Here is an 18,616-nt window from a genome sequence, read left to right on the forward strand (position 1 = left end):
TTAGAGCCACCCGGAAGGCGTCGACAGCACAGGTGTGCTGTCCCGGCTAGGTCTCAGTGCTCGTCGGGTGCCCGATACATGTAGTCGTTCGGGTTGACGTCCGCAGGCTTCGGATCCTCCTGCCAGAGGCCTTCGCCGGGCCGGGCGAGCAGAGAATCGACCAGATCCTCCCGGTCCATCTCCCGCGCGCCCTCGATGCCACCCCGTACCGCGATGTTCCGCAGCTCATCGGTGTCCCACTCCCGCAACGGCCTGCTCATCCGCTCGCCCCCCGTCGTACGTCGCCGGTCCGTGCCGATGCCGCCGGCATACCCTCAGGTGCGCGCGGTGGAACCTCCGCGCGGTCCGGCCGTCGGCGCGGCCGACTACGCTTGCGAGGTTCGTCCCAGCGGGACTCAGCGGCGAGGGGAGACGCGCAGATGGCGTGGAGCTGGCGGTACGAGGGCACGGACGGCCAGACGGTCGAGGGACCGGCGGAGTCGTTCAGCAGCCAGGCCGACGCCGAATCGTGGATCGGTCAGACCTGGCGTGAGCTCGCGGCGTCCGGCGTCACCTCGGTCGCGCTCGTGGAGGACGACCGGGTGGACTACCGGATGAGTCTGCTGCCCACGGCCGAGTGATGGGCTACGACCGGCCGGGCGGAGAAGGGCTGGTGCTCGGCGTGCCCAGGGCGGCATTCCGGCCCAGCCCGGTCTTCCTCGGCCTGGTCGCCCTCTTCGCCGCCACCGGCGTGCTGACCTGGAACGGGTACGGCAACGTCCGGTTCAACGTGTTCGTCTTCGTGGTCACCGGCTGGCTGGTTTCGCTCTGCCTGCACGAGTACGCCCACGCGGTGGTCGCCTACCGGGCCGGCGACCGGGACATCGCCCACCGGGGCTATCTGACGCTCAACCCGTTCAAGTACACCCACCCGCTGCTGTCGATCGTGCTGCCGGTGGTGGTGGTGCTGCTCGGCGGCATCGGCCTGCCCGGCGGCGCGGTGTGGGTGGACCGGCACGCCATCCCGGGTCGGCTGCGGCACACCCTGGTCAGCCTCGCCGGCCCGGCGACGAACGTGCTGTTCACGCTGGTGCTGGTGGCTGCGGTGCGTTTCGGCACCCAGTCGGGCGGCCCGGTGGAGTTCTGGGCCGGGGTGGCGCTGCTGGGCTTCCTGCAACTCACCGCCAGCGTGCTGAACCTGCTGCCGGTGCCCGGCCTGGACGGCGGCAACATGATCCAGCCGTGGCTCAACCCGCAGTGGCGCAAGATGTACGACCTGTTCGCCCCGTACGGCTTCATTCTGCTCTTCGCGCTGCTGTGGAACCCGCGCATCGGAGGCTGGTTCTTCGATGCCGTCTTCGCCGTCGGTGACCTGCTCGGTCTGCCGTCGTGGCTCTACGCCACCGGCCTCGACCTGATCCGCTTCTGGCAGAGCTGACCGGCCCGGCCGGCGTGTGGGGCACGCGCCGACCGGACCGGGCCGACCTCAGGGCCGCTGCGCGGGGGACTCGGTCTTGGCCGGGTCCCGCTCGGTGATCGGCTCGATGATCTCGTCGATCGCCTTGAGCAGCTCGGCGTCGAGCTTCACCCCGGCCGCCTTCACGTTGTCCTGCACCTGCTCGGGGCGGGACGCGCCGATGATCGCCGAGGAGACGTTCGGGTTCTGCAGCACCCAGGCCACGGCGAGCTGGGCCATGCTCAGCCCGGCCTGCTCGGCGAGGGGCTTGAGCTGCTGCACCCGGGTCAGCACGTCGTCGCGCATGAACCGGGAGATGAAGCTCGCGCCGGACTTCTCGTCGGTGGCCCGGGAACCGGCCGGCGGCGGCTGCCCCGGCAGGTACTTGCCGGAGAGCACGCCCTGCCCCAGCGGCGACCAGACGATCTGCCCGATGCCCAGCTCCTCGCTGGCCGGTACGACCTCGGCCTCGATGACCCGCCACAGCATCGAGTACTGCGGCTGGTTGGAGACCAGCGGGATGTGCAGCTCCCGGGCGAGCGGGTGGGCGGCGCGCAGCTGCGCGGCCGTCCACTCGGAGACGCCGATGTAGTGCGCCTTGCCGGAGTGCACGACGTCGGCGAACGCCTCCATCGTCTCTTCCAGCGGCGTGCTGTTGTCGTACCGGTGGGCCTGGTAGAGGTCCACGTAGTCGGTGCGCAGCCGGCGCAGCGAGCCGTTGATCGACTCCATGATGTGCTTGCGGGACAGGCCGCGGTCGTTGCGGCCCGGCCCGGTCGGCCAGTAGACCTTGGTGAAGATCTCCAGGCCCTCGCGACGCTCGCTCTGCAGCGCCCGGCCGAGCACGTCCTCGGCCCGGGTGCCGGCGTACACGTCGGCGGTGTCGAAGGTGGTGATCCCCGCGTCGAGGGCGGCACGGACGCACGCGAACGCGGCGTCCTCCTCGACCTGTGAACCATGGGTGATCCAGTTGCCGTACGAGATCTCGCTGACCATCAGGCCGGAGCGGCCCAGGTGTCGGAATTCCATACGCCGACCCTAGACCTGGCGGATCATTGCCGCTGACCGGCGGTCAGAGCACCGGGTTGGCGTCGGTGAGCAGCCGGTCGATCTCCGCCAGCACCTCGGCGCGATCGCGGTGCACCGGATCGATCAGCGGCTCACCCCGCCGGTCCAGCGCGCCCCACCGTCCGCTGCCGCTGCCGACCAGGAACGCCACCGGGTGGATGACCAGCATCGGGTACGCCGGCGGCACGAGCACCGCACCGGCCCGGTCCACCACACCGCGTCGACCGGCCACGTCGACCACCGCGAGGCCCTCGTCGGTGAAGCCGTCGACCGGTCCACCGTCGCTCAGTTCGGTGACGAAGCCGTGGTAGCGGGTGGGCACCACGATCCGCCCGGTCCGGTCGACCGCCCCCCACCCCTCGCGGCGTACCGCGGCCAACCCCCGGCGGAACGGCCGTACCTCGGCGAAGTTCGGTGGGACCTGCACCGCGCCGGTGGGGTCGATCGCCGTCCACCCGCCGTCGGTGACCACCCAGGCCAGGCCGTCGCTGAACGGGCGCGCCGCGCGGTACGACGGCGGGATCACCGTCGTGCCGAGCAGGTTGATCAGGGACCACCGGTCGGTGTCCGGCCGCCGGACCCAGGCCAGGCCGTCGTGGAACGGCTGCGCCTCGGCGTACCGGGCGGGGATGACCACGTCACCGTCCTGGTCGGCGTACCCCCACAGCGGTCCGTCCCGGTCCGGCTGCGGGGGCCGGTCACGGTCGAGCACCTCGTCCCGACTCCGGGGGTACGGGCCGAAGCCGTCGGCGGACGCCCGTTCGGTGACCGCGTCGAGCGCCACCCGGATCCGGTCCAGCAGTTCGGCGTCGCCAGCGCCACGCAGGTCGAGGGCCCGCTCGAAGTGCTGGCAGGCCTCCATCAGCCGGCCCTGGTCGTAGCAGGTCCGCCCGGCGTGCTCGTGCAGGGCGGCCCGCAGCCGGTCGGGCAGCTCGACCGAGTTGGCCTCGGCGAAGAGCTGGTCGGCCTCGGCGAAGTCGCCACGCCAGCGCAGCACGTGGGCCAGCCGCGCCTGGGCCAGCGCGGTCCGCCGCAACTCGCCGGTCGCCTCGGCGTAGGTGAGGGCGAGCCGACCGTCGGCCAGCGCGTCGTCCAGGTCGCCGAGGATCCGGGAGGCCACCGCCCGCAGGCTGAGCAGCCGGGCTCGGGCGCGGTTGTCCAGGGCCGAACCCAGCTTCTCGGTCAGCCGCCGCCGGAGAGCCCGCATGTTGTCCGGCTCCGTCAGCTCCTCCCGCAGGCTCACCGGGTCCAGTCGCCAGCGGTACGCCGCCAGCACCTGCTCCGGGTCGCCCGGGTCGGCCAGGGACGGGCGGGTCGTCTCCGGCGCGGCGGGTGGCGCCGACACCGGCAGGTCCGCGTCCAACGACCCGGTCCGTGGCCCGGGAACAAGACCAGCGGGTACGCCGGACACTGGCGGCGCGGAGACGGGTGCGGTGGAGGCCGGTGGCGCGGAGACGGGTGGTGCGGAGACGGGTGGTGCGGAGACGGGCGCGGTGGCCGGTGGTGCGGACACGGGCACGGCTTCGGTGAGGGCCGGTGGCGCGGAGACGGGTGGTGCCGAGACGGGCCGCTCGGCGTCGTGCTCAGGTGGTCCGGAGACGGGTGGTGCGAAGACGGGTGCGGTGGAGGCCGGGGGCGCGGAAATGGGTGGCGCGGAGACGGGCGCTCCCGAGACGGGCCGCTCGGTGTCGTGGTCAGGCGGCGCGGAGGTCGCGCCTACCGACGGGTGGTGTTCGCGCGGCTCCGAGTCCACCGTGGCTGGTGCGTGGGCTTGCCGGTGCGCCTCGACCGGTGCCGACGTCGGCCGGTCCGGTGGCTCGGGGTCGGCGTGATCGTCCATCGCCGACTCGCTGAGGTCCTGGAAGGTCGGTGCGCTCAGGGTGTCCGCGCCCGTGTGGTCGGTGTCGAGGGCGAATTCGGTGTGGCCCCGCGCGTCGGTGTCCTCCCGGACCGGGCGATATGCCTCGCTCGATGTCGACTCGACAGTCGACGGCGCCTCGTCGAAGAGGTCGTCCGCCCAGGTGCGCGGGACACCGGAGACCGGGCGTGCCGGTGGCCCGGAGACGGGGCGTGCCGGTGGCCCGGAGACGGGGCGTGCCGGTGGCCCGGAGACGGGGCGTGCCGGTGGCCCCGAGGTCGGTTGGAGAGCGTCGGTCAGCGTCGAGCCGACTGAGGGCTCGCGGTAGGTGGCGGCGTCGTCGGTCCAGGCATCGCGGTCGTCGACGTCCACCTCGGCCGGTGGCGCGGATACCGGCCGGGCCGGCGGTGCGGATACCGGTGCCGTGACCGTGACGTCGGGCCGCTGGTCGGTCGCGGGGTCAGCGGCAGTGGGTTCGGCATCCGCCGTGGACGGGACGTGCTCGTCCACGGCCCGGGACAGGGAGGTGGCCGAACTGCCGTAGGCCGCCCGATCCTCGGTCGCTTCGGTCGCTTCGGTCGCTTCGGTCGCTTCGGTCGTCTCGGTCGGCCGGCGTTCGGTCGTCGTCTCGTCCTGGTGGGACTCGACCGGCTGGTGGGACTCGACCGGCGTGGCCGGGCTGAACCAGGCGTCCTGCTGCTGAGCCGGAGCCTCGACCGGCGCGGGAGCGGACGCCACGGGCGGTTCCGAGGGCGGCGGCGGTACGTAACGACGTGGCACGCCGGGGGCGATGGGAAGCGCCGGCTCGACATCCGCCGTGGGCGCTGGTGACGTGGGTGCCGAGGCCGGACGGGTGGCCGGCGGATCCGGGCGCTGCCAGGTGGGCGGCGGCGCGACCGGTGGGCGGCCGTCCGCCCCGGACGGCCGGTCCTGCGGTGCGGGCCGGTCCTGCTGTGCGTGGCGGTCCTGTGGTGCCGGGCGGTCCTGCGGTGCGGGCCGCTGGACGGGTGGGCGGTCCTGCGGCACGGACCGGTCCGGTGGGGCCGGGCGGCGATCAGCCGGCGGGGTGGGGCCGAGCGGCTCTGAACCGTACCGTCGGTCCCCAGTGGGTTCGGCGTCCCGCCGCCGCTCGGCCGGGCCATCACCCGTGCTCGGGCCGGCGTAGCGCGGTGGCGCGGTGGACGGGGTGGCGGCGGTCGGTGCCGGCCCGGCAGGCGCCCGCCGCTCGGGCGGCGGTGGCGGCTCGCGCCGATCGGCCGGCGGAGACAGGTCCTGCCGGTGGGGCGGCAGGGGCGGCTCCGGCTGCTCGTCGGGTCGCGGGGGGTCCACCGGGGCGGGCAGGAACTCCAGCCGGAGCCGGGCGGCGGGCGGGCCGGAGACGGGTACGTCCGCCGCTGGGGAGACCGGCATGGCCGACACCGGTCGGTCCCGGTCGTGACCGGGGGGAGTGGACGCCCGGCGCTCGTGTTCGGCCGGAGCCGGTGAGATCGGGGCGGGCGAGATCGGGGCTGCGGACACCGGGCGGTCCCGGCTGGGCGCGGCCGGCGATACGGGTGCCGGCGATACCGGTCGTTGGGGGGAATCCGGGCGAACCGGAGCGGCGCGGCCGGTGCCCGGCCCGGCCGGTGAGACGGGTGTGGGCGGGACCGGCGCGGCTCGGCCGGGGGCGGTCGGTGCCGTTGCGGCGGGACGCGCCCGCCGGTCGTCATACCGGGAGGGCTCGGTCGGTGCCTGTTCGGGCCGAGTGGCCGGCCGCGACGGGACGCCCGGCTCGGCACTGCGGTGCGGCTCGGTTCGGTGGCCGGGTTCCCGGGTGCGGTCCGGGCGCACCGGCCCGGGTGGCGGCCACGGAAGGGTGCCGTCCGGCCGGGGGCCGGGCTGCACCCGTGGCTCGCGGTAGGTGTCCTCGCGGTACGCCGCCGGCCGGGTCTCCTCGCGCGGGCGTCTCTCCGGGTACGCCTCAGCGCGGGCCGCTGCCTCGCGGGGTTGCTGCCGGTGCTGCTCGGCGTCCGGGCGGCGGCGCTCGTCCCGGCGTGGCTGCTCCGCTGGCTCCGGTTCGGGGCGGCGTCGCCATCCGCCGTCGGAGGCCGGTGGCGTGCCGTACCCCTCGTCCGGCCGGTACCGCCGCTCGGTGGACGCACCGGCGCCCCCGTCCGCGCGGGATCGGCCGGCCGGCCCGGCGTCGTCGACGCCCCGCTCCGAACGGCGGCTGTCGTCGGGCAGCCTGTCAGGGCGGCCGTCGTCGCGGTACCGCGATCCGCCGTCCACGGGCGCCCACTGGCCCGCCCCATCGGCGGCCCAACTGTTGGCGGGGCGGCCGTCGTGCCCCCGGGTCGGCGGGGTGCCGTACCCGTCGGAGGAACGTCGGTCGTGGCCGGCGGGTGTGCCCCGTCGGCGCGGCGTCTCGTCAGGCTCAGGCACCCAGCCGGCGTCGACCCGGGGTGCGGGGGAGACCGGCGGTGCGGTCGGATACCCCCGGTCGGTCGGCGGGGGCCGGCGGCTGTCGTACCGCTCGGAGGCGGGCTGCTCGCGGTGCCAGGCGGCTTCCCGGCCCGGCCCGCGCTCGTCGCTGGGGCGCCGCTCGGACCAGGCGGTCCGTCGGTCCGACTCGGGGGAGCGGCGCTCCTCGCGCCGGGGCGGCTCGGGGAGCGGACGCCGGTACGGCTCGTGGTCGTAGTGGGGGGTGTCGGGCCGGCCGCGCGGGGGTGTCTCCACCGGGCGGTCGTCGCCCCGGGACCAGCCGTAGGCCGGTGTCCCGCCCGGCTCGTCGTCTGGCCAGGAACGGTCGTGGGCCTGCTCGGCAGGGGGTTCGTCGGACCAGGAACGGCCGAGGTAGGTGCCGTCCGGGCGGGTCGGCGCGAGCGGTGGCACCTCGGTGCGACCGACCACGGTCGCCCGCCCGCGCGGTGGCGGGGGCGGCTGGTGGGATGCGCCGATGTCACCGGGGTAGCGCTGGCCAGGGAACTGGGGATGCCACTCGGTGGTCGGTTCGACCACCCAGGACGGTTCGTTCGGGTCCCGCCACCGGTCGGTGTAACGACCGTTCATCCGTCGAGCCCGTCGCCACACCCGGCCGCTCGGCCGATCCCCGTCGGCGGTGACGTGTCCGGGGCCGGGCCCCCGCCGGGCGTCCGGTCGCCGCCTGCCACGCTCCAGTGGCCGGCTCGCGTCCGCTCGCTCACGGCGTTGTCACCTCGTTGCAAGTTGTCGCGCTGGGGCCTCGCGTGCCGGTCAGGTCGCCCGTTCCGGCAGGGCGTGGCTGCGGATGGAGGGTAACGGCGTGGGCTCGGTCACCGCCACTATGGCACCGCCCACGAGCGCAAACGTTATCCGATGGTTCCGGACATTTGGGTCGATAACCGTATCTGGTCTCCGACGATACCCCACCCGCTGGCGGGTCGGTCCGGGCGGGACCGCCCGTGCCCGGTCAGGGATGTTCCATGACGAGTACGGCGAAGGTGCCGGGGAGTAGCGCCTCGTACCGGTGTGGGATGTCGCCGGGGAACGTCGCGTAGTCGCCGGGGTCCAGGTCGACGGGGCTCCCCTCGGGGCCGACACGCAGCCGGCCGGCGGCCACCACCACGTGCTCGACGCTGCGGGGGGTGTGCCCGTCCGCCTCCCGGATGGCGCCGGGCTCCAACTCGATCAGGTAGACGTCCCGCCGCAGGTGGGCCGCCCCGGCGCTGAGCAGCGTGCCGGTGAAGTCGGCCTGCTCGGAGCGGACCCGTGGCCCCTCCCCGGCGCGGATCACCCGGATGTCGTCGTCCACCGGTTCCACGAGCCGGCCGAACGGTACGCCGAGCGCCACGCCGAGCGCCCAGAGTGTCTCCACGCTCGGGTTGCCGGTGCCCGACTCCAGTTGGGAGAGGGTGGACTTGGCCACACCGGCCCGGCGGGCGAGTTCGGTCAGCGAGATGCCGACGCGCTCCCGTTCGCGGCGTAGGGCGGTGGCGATGGTGGCCAGCGGGGCGGCCGGTTCCGGCGGCATGTGTTCGCTCCATTGGATCAATGTTCGGTTTGACGAACGGGGGCGAGCTGTTCACTATGATGAACCATGCGTACGGTACAACGAACAGCCGGCGCCCGGGTTCTCCGCGATGTGCTTGCCCTGGGCGCGGCGATGGTCGCCGTGGGCGCCTCCTTCGGGGCGGTCGCGGTGGCCGCCGGGATCCCGGTGTGGGCGATCCTGACGATGTCCGCGGTCCTCTACGCCGGCGGCGCGCAGTTCATGGCGGTCGGCCTCGTGGCCGCCGGCAGCCCACTGGCCGCCGTGCTGGCCGGGCTCCTGCTCAACGCCCGGCACCTGCCGTTCGGGCTCGCCCTCGGTGACAGCCTCGGCCCCCGGCTGCGGCACCGGCTGCTCGGCAGTCACCTGCTGACCGACGAGGCGACCGCCTTCACGCTGGCCCAACCCGAGGGCGCCGCCCGCCGACGGGCGTTCTGGCTGGCCGGCACGCTGCTCTTCCTCGCCTGGAACGCGGGCACCCTGGTCGGCGTACTCGCCGGTGGCGCGGTTGGCGACCCGGCCGCGCTGGGCCTGGACGCCGCCTTCCCGGCCGGGCTGATCGCGTTGCTGTTGCCGTCCATGCGCGACCGGGACACCCGCCACGCGGCGCTGGGCGGGGCCGCCCTCGCGGTCATCGCCACCCCGCTGCTGCCGGCCGGGTTGCCGGTGTTGCTCGCGCTCGCCGGCCCGGCCGCCATCGCCCTGCGTCGTCGCTCCACACCGCCCGGCGGCGCCGGTCCCGACCTGCCCGCACCCGCTGGCGCGGGGCGCACCGGGGAGGGGGCGGCGTGCTGATCGTCGTGATCCTGACGTTGGCCGCCGGCACCTACGGCTTCCGGGTGGCCGGTGTGCTCCTGCGGGACCGGCTCGACCTGCCCGAGTGGGCCCGGCTGCTGCTGCCGGTGGGTGCCGCCGCGCTGCTCGCCGCGCTGGCGGCGACGGCGGCGTTCACCGAGGCCGGCCGGTTCGCCGGCTGGGCCAGGCCGGCCGGAGTGCTCGTCGGCCTGCTGCTCGCCTGGCGGCGGGCGCCGTTCCTGCTGGTGGTGGCCGGTGCGGCTGGTACGGCCGCCGTGCTGCGTCTGCTCGGTGTGCCGTGAGCCGGGATCAGACCTTGTCGCCGAGCTTGACCTGGGGGGCCGGGGCGCGCATCCGCCGGAAGGTGATCGACCGCATCACCGCGTAGAGGTAGAGCGAGCCCATCCGCTGGTCGGTCTTCGGGAAGCGCTGCCGGACCAACTTGCCGATCTTGCGGCAGATCAGCAGCGAGTCGATGACCACGCCCAGCGCCAGCGCGCCCCAGAGCAGGTTGGAGACCAGCCGGACCACCGGCGGCATCGCCGCGTTCGAGCCGATCAGCACGATCAGCGCGCCACCGAAGAACCAGGTGCCGACGGTACGGCGTGAGTCGACCACGTTGCGGGCCAGCAGCCGCTCCGGGCCACGGTCGCGGGGGCCGCCCTCACGGCGGAACTCCGCGGCGGCCTCGGCGCGCAGCTTGCGTCGGCGCTCCCGCTCCTCCTCCTTGCTGAGGGGGCGGGTGGGGCCGGCGGGGCGCCGGCCGACGGTCGGCCGCTTGGGCGTCTCCCGACCCTTGGCCGGGGTGTAGCCCCGGGACCGCTCGGCGGACTCCTCGGGAGTCACCTGGGAGGCGGCCTCGTCGACGAGGTCGGTGGACTTGCGGCGAAAGAGCGACGGCACGCGGCAAGGGTAGCCAACGGTTCGCGCCCGGTGCACATCGCGGTGCACCGGGCGCGAGAAGTGGTCGAGGTTACGGACGCTCGGCGTGCGCGCCCAGGTCGGCGAGCTTCGCCTCGAAGTCCTCGTAGCCCCGGTTGATCAGGTCGACGCCGTACACCCGGGAGGTGCCCTCGGCGGCGAGTGCCGCGATCAGGTGGCTGAAACCGGCCCGCAGGTCCGGGATGACCAGGTCGGCGGCGTGCAGCTTGCTCGGCCCGGCGATCACCGCCGAGTGCTTGAAGTTGCGCCGGCCGAAGCGGCACGGGGTGCCGCCGAGGCAGTCCCGGTAGACCTGGATGTTGGCGCCCATCGAGTTGAGCGCGTCGGTGTAGCCGAGCCGCTGCTCGTAGACCGTCTCGTGGACGATCGACAGGCCGCGGGCCTGGGTCAGCGCCACGACCAGCGGCTGCTGCCAGTCGGTCATGAAGCCGGGGTGCACGTCGGTCTCCAGCGCCACCGCGTTCAGCTCGCCGCCCGGGTGCCAGAAGCGGATGCCGCCCTCCTGGCCCGGGTCGCCCAGCTTCGGCGGACGCGCGTCGGTGACCTCGTACTCGCCGCCGACGGACCGGAAGATGTTCAGGAAGGTCATCATGTCGGCCTGCTGCGCGCCGAGCACCTCGACGTGACCGCGGGTGGCCAGCGCGGCCGCCGCCCAGCTGGCCGCCTCGATCCGGTCCGGGATCGGCCGGTGGGTGTAGCCGTGCAGCTTCGGCACGCCCTGGATCTCGATCACCCGGTCGGTGTGGACCTTGATGATCGCGCCCATCTTCTGCAGGATGCAGATCAGGTCGATGATCTCCGGCTCCACCGCGGCGTTGCGCAGCTCGGTGACGCCCTCGGCCATCACCGCGGTCAGCAGCACCTGCTCGGTGGCGCCGACGCTCGGGTACGGCAGGGCGAACTTGGTGCCGTGCAGCCCGTTCGGCGCGGAGAGGTGCAGACCCTCGGGCCGCTTGTCGACCGTGGCGCCGAACTCCCGCAGCGCCTGCAGGTGGAAGTCGATCGGGCGCGGGCCGATGTGGCAACCGCCCAGGTCGGGGATGAACGCGTGCCCCAGCCGGTGCAGCAGCGGCCCGCAGAACAGGATCGGAATCCGGCTCGAGCCCGCGTGCACGTTGATCTGGTCGGTGCTGGCGCTCTCCACGTTCACCGGGTCGAAGACGAGCTCGCCGTCCTCGACGCCATCGGTCACCTTGACGCCGTGCAGACCGAGCAGACCCCGGACCACCTCGACGTCGCGGATCTTCGGCACGTCGAACAGTCGGCTCGGGCTGTCGCCGAGTAGCGCGGCGACCATCGCCTTCGAAACCAGGTTCTTCGCGCCGCGCACCCGGATCCGCCCTTCAAGCGGAGTCCCTCCGTGCACGACCAGGACGTCGTCGGTCAACGCAACCTCCAGCGCGTCGGTGCTGCTGTGTTGATGGTGGGGAGCACGAAAACTGTCGTTACCCCGGATGCGGCCATATCGAAACGGCCCGCTTGCGTCGTCGCTCCGGCAGCATAGCCCTCGGTGACGAAAAAGGACTCGGTCACACCGGCGTGTGCGGCATTAATCGGTGATCCGGCACTTTTGTGTACCAGGGGCGCTACGGAACGTGATCAGGTCGCCGCCGGTGGTGGGGTGACCCCGCCGGGCAGGGCGAGCATCTGATCGAGCGCCACCCGGGCGTGGTGGGCGGTGTCGGCGTCCACGGTGATCTGGTTGACCACCCGACCCGCGACCAGCTCCTCCAGGGCCCAGACCAGGTGTGGCAGGTCGATCCGGTTCATGGTCGAGCAGTAGCAGACCGCCTTGTCCAGGAACATGATCTGCTTGTCCGGGTGGGCCAGCGCCAGCCGGCGGACGAGGTTCAGCTCGGTGCCCAGCGCCCACGCCGAACCGGCCGGAGCCGCCTCGATCGTCTTGATGATGTATTCGGTGGAGCCGACGTAGTCGGAGGCCGTGACCACCTCGTGCCGGCACTCCGGGTGGACCAGCACGTTGACCCCGGGCACCCGCTCGCGTACGTCGTTGACGCTCTCCAGGGTGAACCGGCCGTGCACCGAGCAGTGCCCCCGCCAGAGGATCATCTTGGCGTCGCGCAGCTGCTCGGGGGTGAGCCCGCCACCGGGCTTGTGCGGGTCGTAGAGCACACAGTCGTCCAGCGACAGGCCCATCTCCAGCACGGCCGTGTTGCGGCCCAGGTGCTGGTCGGGCAGGAAGAGCACCTTCGACCCCTGCTCGAACGCCCAGTCCAGGGCGCGCTTGGCGTTGGAGGAGGTGCAGACCACGCCGCGGTTGCGGCCCACGAAGCCCTTGATGTCGGCCGACGAGTTCATGTACGTCACCGGAACCGTGTCACCGGCGATACCCAGCTCGGTCAGCGTGTCCCAGGCGGCCTCGACCTGACCCAGCACGGCCATGTCCGCCATCGAACAGCCCGCCGCCAGGTCGGGCAGGATCACCCGCTGGGCGTCGGTGGTGAGGATGTCGGCGCTCTCGGCCATGAAGTGCACGCCGCAGAAGACGATGTACTCCGCGTCCGGGCGGGCCGCGGCCTCCCGGGCCAGCTTGAACGAGTCGCCGGTCACGTCCGCGAACTGGATCACCTCGTCGCGCTGGTAGTGGTGCCCCAGCACGAAGACCTTGCTGCCCAGCTTCGCCTTCGCCGCCGTGGCCCGGGCCACCAGATCGGGATCGCTGGGCGCCGGCAGATCGCCCGGACATTCCACGCCACGCTCGGTGTCGGGGTCGCTGCCCCGGCCGAGCAGCAGCAGAGCCGTCGCCGTGTTCGAGGGTTCCACCCAGGTCGAAGTCACGTGATCCATGGTCCCACAGCGCGAGCACGGCGCAGCTCCGCTCGGTGTGGGCTGCCACACTGCTCGGCATGCGTGTGCTGCTCTGCCCAGACAAGTTCGCCGGCACCCTGCCCGCGCCGGAGGTTGCCGCCGCGGTGGCCGCCGGGTGGCGCACCGTCGCCGCCGAGGATGACCTGCTGATCCGGCCCCTCGCCGACGGTGGGCCGGGCTTCGTGGAGGTGCTCGCCGATGCCCTCGGCGGCCGGCGGGTGCCGGTGCCGACCGTCGACCCGCTGGGCCGGCCGGCGGCCGGTGAGATCCTGCTCACCGTCGACGGCGCGACCGCCTACCTGGAGAGCGCCCAAGCCTGCGGCCTGCACCTGCTCGCCCCTGCCGAACGCGACCCGAAGACCACCACGTCGTACGGGCTGGGCCTGCTGGTGACCGCCGCGGTGGAGAGCGGCGCCCGCACGGTGGTGATCGGGCTGGGCGGCTCCGGCACCAATGACGGTGGCGCCGGCATGCTGGCGGCGCTGGGCGTGACCCCGCTCGACGCTGCCGGCGCCGCGCTGCCGTACGGCGGGTCCGCGCTGGCCGCGGTCGACGCGTTGGACGGCGCGCCCCGGCTGCGCGGTGCCCGGCTGGTCGCCGCCACCGACGTGGACAACCCGCTGCTCGGCCTGCACGGCGCGAGCAACGTGTTCGGCCCGCAGAAGGGCGCCGACCGGGCCGACGTGCTGCTGCTCGACGCCGCGCTGGAGCGCTTCGCGGCAGTGCTGGAGAGGGACCTGCCCGGCTGCCCGGCGGAGCTCGGCGCGCTGCCCGGCGGCGGGGCGGCCGGCGGCCTCGGCGCGGCCATCCTCGCGCTCGGCGGCGGCTGCGAGTCGGGCATCGGCCTGGTCACCCGGGCCACCCGGCTGGACGCCGCGCTGGACAACGCCGACCTGGTGATCACCGGTGAGGGCTCCTTCGACCACCAGTCGCTGCGCGGCAAGGTCGTCGCCGGGGTGGCCGGTGCCGCCCGCGACCGGGGGGTGCCCTGCGTGGTGGTGGCCGGCCAGGTCAGCACCGGCCGGCGGGAGGCTGCCTCGGCGGGGGTGACCGACGCGTACAGCCTGGTCGAGCACTTCGGCGGGGAGGAGGCCGGTGGGCTGGACGCCGCGCTCAGCCGGCCCGCGGACGGGCTGCGCGAGCTGGGCGCCCGACTGGCCCGGCAGTGGAGCCGCTGAGCGATCCGCGGGCCCGGTCGACACCGCCGTGTCCGGGGCGACCTGCGGTGCCGGTCCCGCCACGCGGGTGAGTCCGGCCGGGGCGGCGTACGATCGGAACTGGACCACAACCGGGAATCACTGGACGGCGCGCGGCGTTGGCTAGTGCGTCCGGACCCAAACCGCGCAGGGAGACTTCCACGTGACCACGCCAGCGCAGACCGAGTCGACCGAGGCCCAGGCCCCTACTTCCGTCGTCCTCACCGACGTCGCGGCGCAGAAGGTCAAGGCTCTGATCGAGCAGGAGGGCCGCGACGACCTGCGGCTCCGCGTCGCGGTGCAGCCGGGTGGCTGCTCCGGCCTGCGGTACCAGCTCTTCTTCGACGAGCGTTCGCTCGACGGTGACGTCGTCACCGACTTCGACGGTGTCGGGGTCGTCGTCGACCGGATGAGTGCCCCCTACCTGTCCGGCGCGACGATCGACTTCGCCGACCGGATCGACGCCCAGGGCTTCACCATCGACAACCCGAACGCGGGCAACTCCTGTGCCTGCGGTGACTCGTTCAACTGAGTCGCGCCACACACCAGCACGAGGCGGGGCCGTCCTTCGGGGCGGCCCCGTCGTCGTGTCGGGGTGCCGGTGGGAGCGGTCCCGGCTCGCCGGTTACCGGCGGGTTGCCGTTGTCCGACCGAGCGGACACCACGGGGTTGCCGGGCCGGTAGGCTGACCGCGCCCTGCTCCCGACCCCGAGGGTTGACATGAAGATCGCCGTGACCGGCTCGATCGCCACCGATCACCTGATGAGCTTCCCCGGCCGGTTCGCCGACCAGCTCATCGCCGATCAGCTGCACAAGGTTTCCCTCTCCTTCCTGGTGGACGACCTGGTGCTCCGCCGTGGCGGGGTGGCGGCGAACATCTCCTTCGGCATGGCGCAGCTCGGGCTGCGTCCGGTGCTGCTCGGTGCGGTGGGCGCCGACTTCGCCGACTACCGCTCCTGGCTGGAGCGGCACGGCGTGGACTGCGACTCGGTGCACATCAGCGAGGTGGCGCACACGGCCCGGTTCGTCTGCACCACCGACACCGACATGTGCCAGATCGCCTCGTTCTACGCCGGCGCGATGAGCGAGGCGCGCAACATCGAGCTGGCTCCGGTCGCCGAGCGGATCGGCGGCCTGGACCTGGTGCTGGTCAGCGCCAACGACCCGGAGGCGATGCTGCGCCACTCGGCCGAGTGCCGCACCCGCGGGTACGCGTTCGCCGCCGACCCCTCCCAGCAGCTCGCCCGGATGCCGGGCGAGGACGTGGTGGCGCTGATCGAGGGCGCCGAGTACCTGATGACCAACGACTACGAGAAGTCGTTGCTGCAGAGCAAGGCCGGGCTGAACGACGGCCAGTTGCTCGACCTGGTCAAGGTGCGGGTCACCACGCTGGGCAAGGACGGCGTCGAGATCGCCGGGCGGGGCATCGACCCGATCCACGTGCCGATCGCCCGGGAGATCCGCGCGGTCGATCCGACCGGGGTGGGCGACGGATTCCGCGCAGGCTTCTTCACCGCGCTCTCCTGGGGCCTCGGCCTGGAGCGGGCCGCCCAGGTCGGCTCGCTGCTCGCCACGCTGGTCCTGGAAACCGTCGGGACCCAGGAGTACGACGTCCGCCGCGACCTGTTCGTCAAGCGCCTGGCCGAGTCCTACGGCGACACCGCCGCCGACGAGATCCGCCCCCACCTCCTGCCCTGACCCACCCGCCCCACCCCGGTCACCCCGGTCACCCCCGCGATCTTGCACTTTGTGACGCTGATACGCACCATATGCCCTTTTCGTCGGGGCAGAAACTGCAAGATCGCCGGGGTGCCGGGGTGCCGGGGTGCCGGGGTAGGCGGTTAGTGGGTTCGGCGGATGTCGTAGGCGGGGCCGTCGGGGCCGGTGATGGCCGCGAGGAACTCCTGGCCGCGCATCCGGCACCAGGCGGGAATGTCCACCGCTGCCGCCGGGTCGTCGGCGAGCACCCGCACCACCGTGCCCACCGGCACCTCGGGCATCCGTCGGGCCGCCGCGATCACCGGCAGCGGGCAGCGCTGGCCCCGGCAGTCGAGCACCTCGTCGGGCATCGTCACAGCCCCACCACCCCGGCCTCGGCGCGCAGCCCGGCGACGATCCCGGGCAACTCGGCGAGGAACCGCTCGACGTCCGCCTCGGTCGTCTCCCGGTGCAGGCTGACCCGGACGTTGCCGTGCGACAGCACCCCCATCGCCTCCAGCACGTGCGACGGCCGCAGCGTCGACGAGGTGCAGGAGGAACCGGACGACACCGCGAAGCCACGCCGGTCCAGCGCGTGCAGCAGCGTCTCGCCGTCGACGTACAGGCAGGAGAACGTCACCAGGTGGGGCAGGCGCAGCACCGGGTCGCCGACCACCTCCACGTCGGGCACCTCCGCCGACACCCGCGCCCGGATCCGGTCCACCAGCGGCGCCAACCGGGCCTGCTCCGCCGCCGCGTCGGCCGCCGCCGCGCGCAGGCTCGCCGCCGCCGCCACCACCGCGGGCAGGTTCAACGCCCCGGGGGTACGCCCACCCTCCCGCTCGTCGGCCGGCCACGGCGACTCCCAGCGGGTGCCCTTGCGCACCGCGAGCACCCCCACCCCGGGCGGGCCACCCCACTTGTGCGCGCTGGCGGTGAGCACGGACCAGCCGGCCGGCAGCGGCACCCGCCCGACCGACTGCGCCGCGTCGACGTAGAGCGGCACCCCGACGTCAGCGCAGGCGGCCGCCGCCTCGGCGACCGGTTGCACGGTTCCCACCTCGTGGCTCGCGGTGATCAGCGCGGCCAGCGCGACACCGGGCACCCGGACGGCGTCCGACCAGGCAGCCAGATCCAGCCGGCCCCGCCGGTCGACCGGCACCGGGTTGGCGGTACCACCCGCCGCGACGTGCCGCTCGGCGGCGTGCAGGACGGCGGAGTGTTCGATCGCCGAGTGCACCAACGTCGACCCCGACCGGCGCCGCCCCGCCAGGCCACCGAGCACCGCCGCGTGCGCTGCCGTCGTACCGCTGGGGGTGAAGGAGACCTCGTCGGCGCGGACGCCGAGCGTCTGCGCGGTGGCCTCGCGAGCGGCGTCGAGCAGTTGCCGAGCGCGACGAGCCTGGGTGTAGAGCTTGCCCGGATCGGCCCAGCCGTCCTCGAGGGCGGCCAGCAACGCCTGCCGGGCGACCGGATGCAGCGGCGCGGCGGTCGCCGCGTCGAGATAGACCGGGGACGCGCTCACGGTCTCGCCTTTGTTCGCGGCTGCGGGGCTCGCAACCCCGGCTCGCTCCTCGCGCTCACGGTTCTGCCTTTGTTCGCGGCTGCGGGGCTCGCAACCCCGGCTCGCTCCTCGCGCTCACGGTTCCCAACGCTATCGCGGCGGTATGCGCAGGATCCCCCCGATGGGGGCGGAGAGTGACCCCACCACGGCCGAGCCCGTCATGGTCGAGTAATCTGCGACCGTCGGTGACGCCTTTGCCGCCGGTGCTGACGGAAGACGCATCGCGGCGCGCTAGGGAGGCAGGACCAGGTGGTCGCAAGGAGTTCGGAGGTACGGCCGTCGGCCGTACGGCACAGCGCTTCCCCAGGGGTAAGTGGACGCCGGGGACGTGGTGCTGGTCGGTTGGCCGGGCTCGGTCTCGGTGGCGTGGCGCTGCTGGTCCTGCTCACGGGTTGTGACGTGGGCCGGACGTTCGGCGGCTTCGGTTGGCCGCAGGGCGGCATCACGCCGGAGTCGCGGCGGATGTACGACCTGTGGATCGCCTCCTGCATCGCCGCGCTCGTGGTCGGGGTCTTCGTGTGGGGCCTGATCTTCTGGTGCGTCGTGCGCTACCGCAAGCGGGGCAACGCGCTGCCGGTGCAGACCCGCTACAACCTGCCGATGGAGTTCCTCTACACCATCGCGCCGATCCTGATCGTCTCCGTGCTGTTCTACTACACGGCGATCGTGCAGACCGACGTGGACAAGCTGTCGAAGAACCCGGACGTCACGGTCGAGGTCGTCGCGTTCAAGTGGAACTGGCAGTTCAACTACCGCGACGGGCAGGGCCCGGACGCCCGCACCACGGCGTCGACGCTCGGCACCAGTGACGTCATCCCGGTGCTGGTGCTGCCGACCAACCGGTCCATCCGGTTCGAGGAGACCAGCCGCGACGTCATCCACTCCTTCTGGGTGCCGGAGCTGCTGTTCAAGCGGGACGTCTTCCCGGGCAACGTCCGCAACGTGTTCGAGGTTTCCAGCCTGGACGCCGAGGGCGCGTACGTCGGCCGCTGCGCCGAACTGTGCGGCAGCTACCACGCGTTCATGAACTTCGAGCTGCGTGTGGTGTCGCCGGAGAAGTACGACCAGTTCCTGGCGGCCAAGCAGGGTGGCAAGTCCACCCAGGACGCGCTGTCCGAGATCGGTGAAGAGCCGTACGCGGAGACCACGCGACCGTTCGACACCCGGCGGACGCAGAGCAACTTCAACCCGGACGACGCTCCGGCCTTCCCGGGAAGCTGAGGCA

At 73.3% G+C, this 18,616-nt stretch carries 17 protein-coding genes; 8 read left to right on the forward strand and 9 right to left on the reverse strand.

The window, feature by feature from the left end; all coding sequences use genetic code 11:
- Positions 1 to 53: 53 nt before the first annotated feature.
- Positions 54 to 260 (reverse strand): hypothetical protein, encoded by a 207-nt coding sequence (locus ABZ808_RS24615; protein ID WP_357010791.1) that lies wholly within the window; start codon positions 258 to 260, stop codon positions 54 to 56.
- Positions 261 to 419: 159 nt separating this feature from the next.
- Here ABZ808_RS24615 and ABZ808_RS24620 point away from each other — a divergent pair, with 159 nt between their 5' ends.
- The gene (locus ABZ808_RS24620; protein ID WP_357010793.1) at positions 420 to 620 is read left to right on the forward strand and encodes a hypothetical protein; all 201 of its coding nucleotides are present in this window, start codon (positions 420 to 422) and stop codon (positions 618 to 620) included.
- Positions 620 to 1,417: a site-2 protease family protein gene (locus ABZ808_RS24625; RefSeq protein WP_357010795.1), complete on the forward strand. Its 798-nt coding sequence runs from the start codon at positions 620 to 622 to the stop codon at positions 1,415 to 1,417. Before ABZ808_RS24620 ends, ABZ808_RS24625 begins: the two co-directional genes overlap by 1 nt.
- 48 nt (positions 1,418 to 1,465) lie before the next feature.
- On the opposite strand, the gene ABZ808_RS24630 is transcribed toward ABZ808_RS24625, so the two are convergent.
- The 3 genes from ABZ808_RS24630 to ABZ808_RS24640 all read right to left on the reverse strand — a co-directional run bounded on the left by ABZ808_RS24630 (position 1,466) and on the right by ABZ808_RS24640 (position 8,349).
- On the reverse strand, positions 1,466 to 2,464 hold the full coding sequence (locus tag ABZ808_RS24630; protein ID WP_357010797.1) for an aldo/keto reductase family protein: 999 nt from the start codon (positions 2,462 to 2,464) through the stop codon (positions 1,466 to 1,468).
- A gap of 43 nt (positions 2,465 to 2,507) precedes the next feature.
- Complete coding sequence (locus ABZ808_RS24635; RefSeq protein WP_357010799.1) at positions 2,508 to 7,409, reverse strand: WG repeat-containing protein; 4,902 nt, start codon at positions 7,407 to 7,409, stop codon at positions 2,508 to 2,510.
- Between the two features lie 379 nt (positions 7,410 to 7,788).
- Positions 7,789 to 8,349: an XRE family transcriptional regulator gene (locus ABZ808_RS24640; protein ID WP_357010801.1), complete on the reverse strand. Its 561-nt coding sequence runs from the start codon at positions 8,347 to 8,349 to the stop codon at positions 7,789 to 7,791.
- A 66-nt stretch (positions 8,350 to 8,415) separates the two neighbouring features.
- Between ABZ808_RS24640 and ABZ808_RS24645 the strand changes: the two genes are divergently transcribed.
- Complete coding sequence (locus ABZ808_RS24645; RefSeq protein WP_357010803.1) at positions 8,416 to 9,162, forward strand: AzlC family ABC transporter permease; 747 nt, start codon at positions 8,416 to 8,418, stop codon at positions 9,160 to 9,162.
- Complete coding sequence (locus tag ABZ808_RS24650; protein ID WP_357010805.1) at positions 9,156 to 9,464, forward strand: AzlD domain-containing protein; 309 nt, start codon at positions 9,156 to 9,158, stop codon at positions 9,462 to 9,464. Before ABZ808_RS24645 ends, ABZ808_RS24650 begins: the two co-directional genes overlap by 7 nt.
- A 7-nt stretch (positions 9,465 to 9,471) precedes the next feature.
- On the opposite strand, the gene ABZ808_RS24655 is transcribed toward ABZ808_RS24650, so the two are convergent.
- The 3 genes from ABZ808_RS24655 to nadA all read right to left on the reverse strand — a co-directional run bounded on the left by ABZ808_RS24655 (position 9,472) and on the right by nadA (position 12,903).
- Positions 9,472 to 10,065, reverse strand: coding sequence for a DUF3043 domain-containing protein (locus ABZ808_RS24655; RefSeq protein ID WP_357010807.1), 594 nt, complete (start codon positions 10,063 to 10,065; stop codon positions 9,472 to 9,474).
- Between the two features lie 70 nt (positions 10,066 to 10,135).
- Positions 10,136 to 11,491 carry a UDP-N-acetylglucosamine 1-carboxyvinyltransferase gene (gene murA / locus ABZ808_RS24660; RefSeq protein WP_357010809.1) on the reverse strand — a complete coding sequence of 452 codons (1,356 nt, stop codon included), beginning with the start codon at positions 11,489 to 11,491 and terminating at the stop codon, positions 10,136 to 10,138.
- A 212-nt stretch (positions 11,492 to 11,703) separates the two neighbouring features.
- The gene (gene nadA / locus ABZ808_RS24665; protein WP_357010811.1) at positions 11,704 to 12,903 is read right to left on the reverse strand and encodes a quinolinate synthase NadA; all 1,200 of its coding nucleotides are present in this window, start codon (positions 12,901 to 12,903) and stop codon (positions 11,704 to 11,706) included.
- A 68-nt stretch (positions 12,904 to 12,971) separates the two neighbouring features.
- On the opposite strand from nadA, the gene ABZ808_RS24670 reads away from it, so the two are divergent.
- From ABZ808_RS24670 to ABZ808_RS24680, 3 genes are all read left to right on the forward strand, one after another.
- Complete coding sequence (locus ABZ808_RS24670) at positions 12,972 to 14,111, forward strand: glycerate kinase (protein ID WP_357010813.1); 1,140 nt, start codon at positions 12,972 to 12,974, stop codon at positions 14,109 to 14,111.
- A gap of 181 nt (positions 14,112 to 14,292) precedes the next feature.
- Complete coding sequence (gene erpA, locus ABZ808_RS24675) at positions 14,293 to 14,661, forward strand: iron-sulfur cluster insertion protein ErpA (RefSeq protein ID WP_357010816.1); 369 nt, start codon at positions 14,293 to 14,295, stop codon at positions 14,659 to 14,661.
- A gap of 188 nt (positions 14,662 to 14,849) precedes the next feature.
- A complete protein-coding gene (locus ABZ808_RS24680; RefSeq protein ID WP_357010818.1) occupies positions 14,850 to 15,827 on the forward strand; it encodes a carbohydrate kinase family protein in 978 nt (325 codons plus the stop codon).
- A gap of 143 nt (positions 15,828 to 15,970) precedes the next feature.
- On the opposite strand, the gene ABZ808_RS24685 is transcribed toward ABZ808_RS24680, so the two are convergent.
- Both ABZ808_RS24685 and ABZ808_RS24690 read right to left on the reverse strand, forming a co-directional pair.
- Positions 15,971 to 16,204, reverse strand: coding sequence for a sulfurtransferase TusA family protein (locus tag ABZ808_RS24685; RefSeq protein WP_357010820.1), 234 nt, complete (start codon positions 16,202 to 16,204; stop codon positions 15,971 to 15,973).
- The gene (locus ABZ808_RS24690) at positions 16,201 to 17,352 is read right to left on the reverse strand and encodes an aminotransferase class V-fold PLP-dependent enzyme (protein ID WP_357010822.1); all 1,152 of its coding nucleotides are present in this window, start codon (positions 17,350 to 17,352) and stop codon (positions 16,201 to 16,203) included. The genes ABZ808_RS24685 and ABZ808_RS24690 overlap by 4 nt, the downstream gene beginning before the upstream one ends.
- 288 nt (positions 17,353 to 17,640) lie before the next feature.
- On the opposite strand from ABZ808_RS24690, the gene coxB reads away from it, so the two are divergent.
- Complete coding sequence (gene coxB, locus ABZ808_RS24695; protein ID WP_357010824.1) at positions 17,641 to 18,612, forward strand: cytochrome c oxidase subunit II; 972 nt, start codon at positions 17,641 to 17,643, stop codon at positions 18,610 to 18,612.
- Positions 18,613 to 18,616: the final 4 nt, after the last annotated feature.

It is taken from the genome of Micromonospora sp. NPDC047527 (assembly GCF_040643015.1).
GTDB lineage: Bacteria > Actinomycetota > Actinomycetes > Mycobacteriales > Micromonosporaceae > Micromonospora.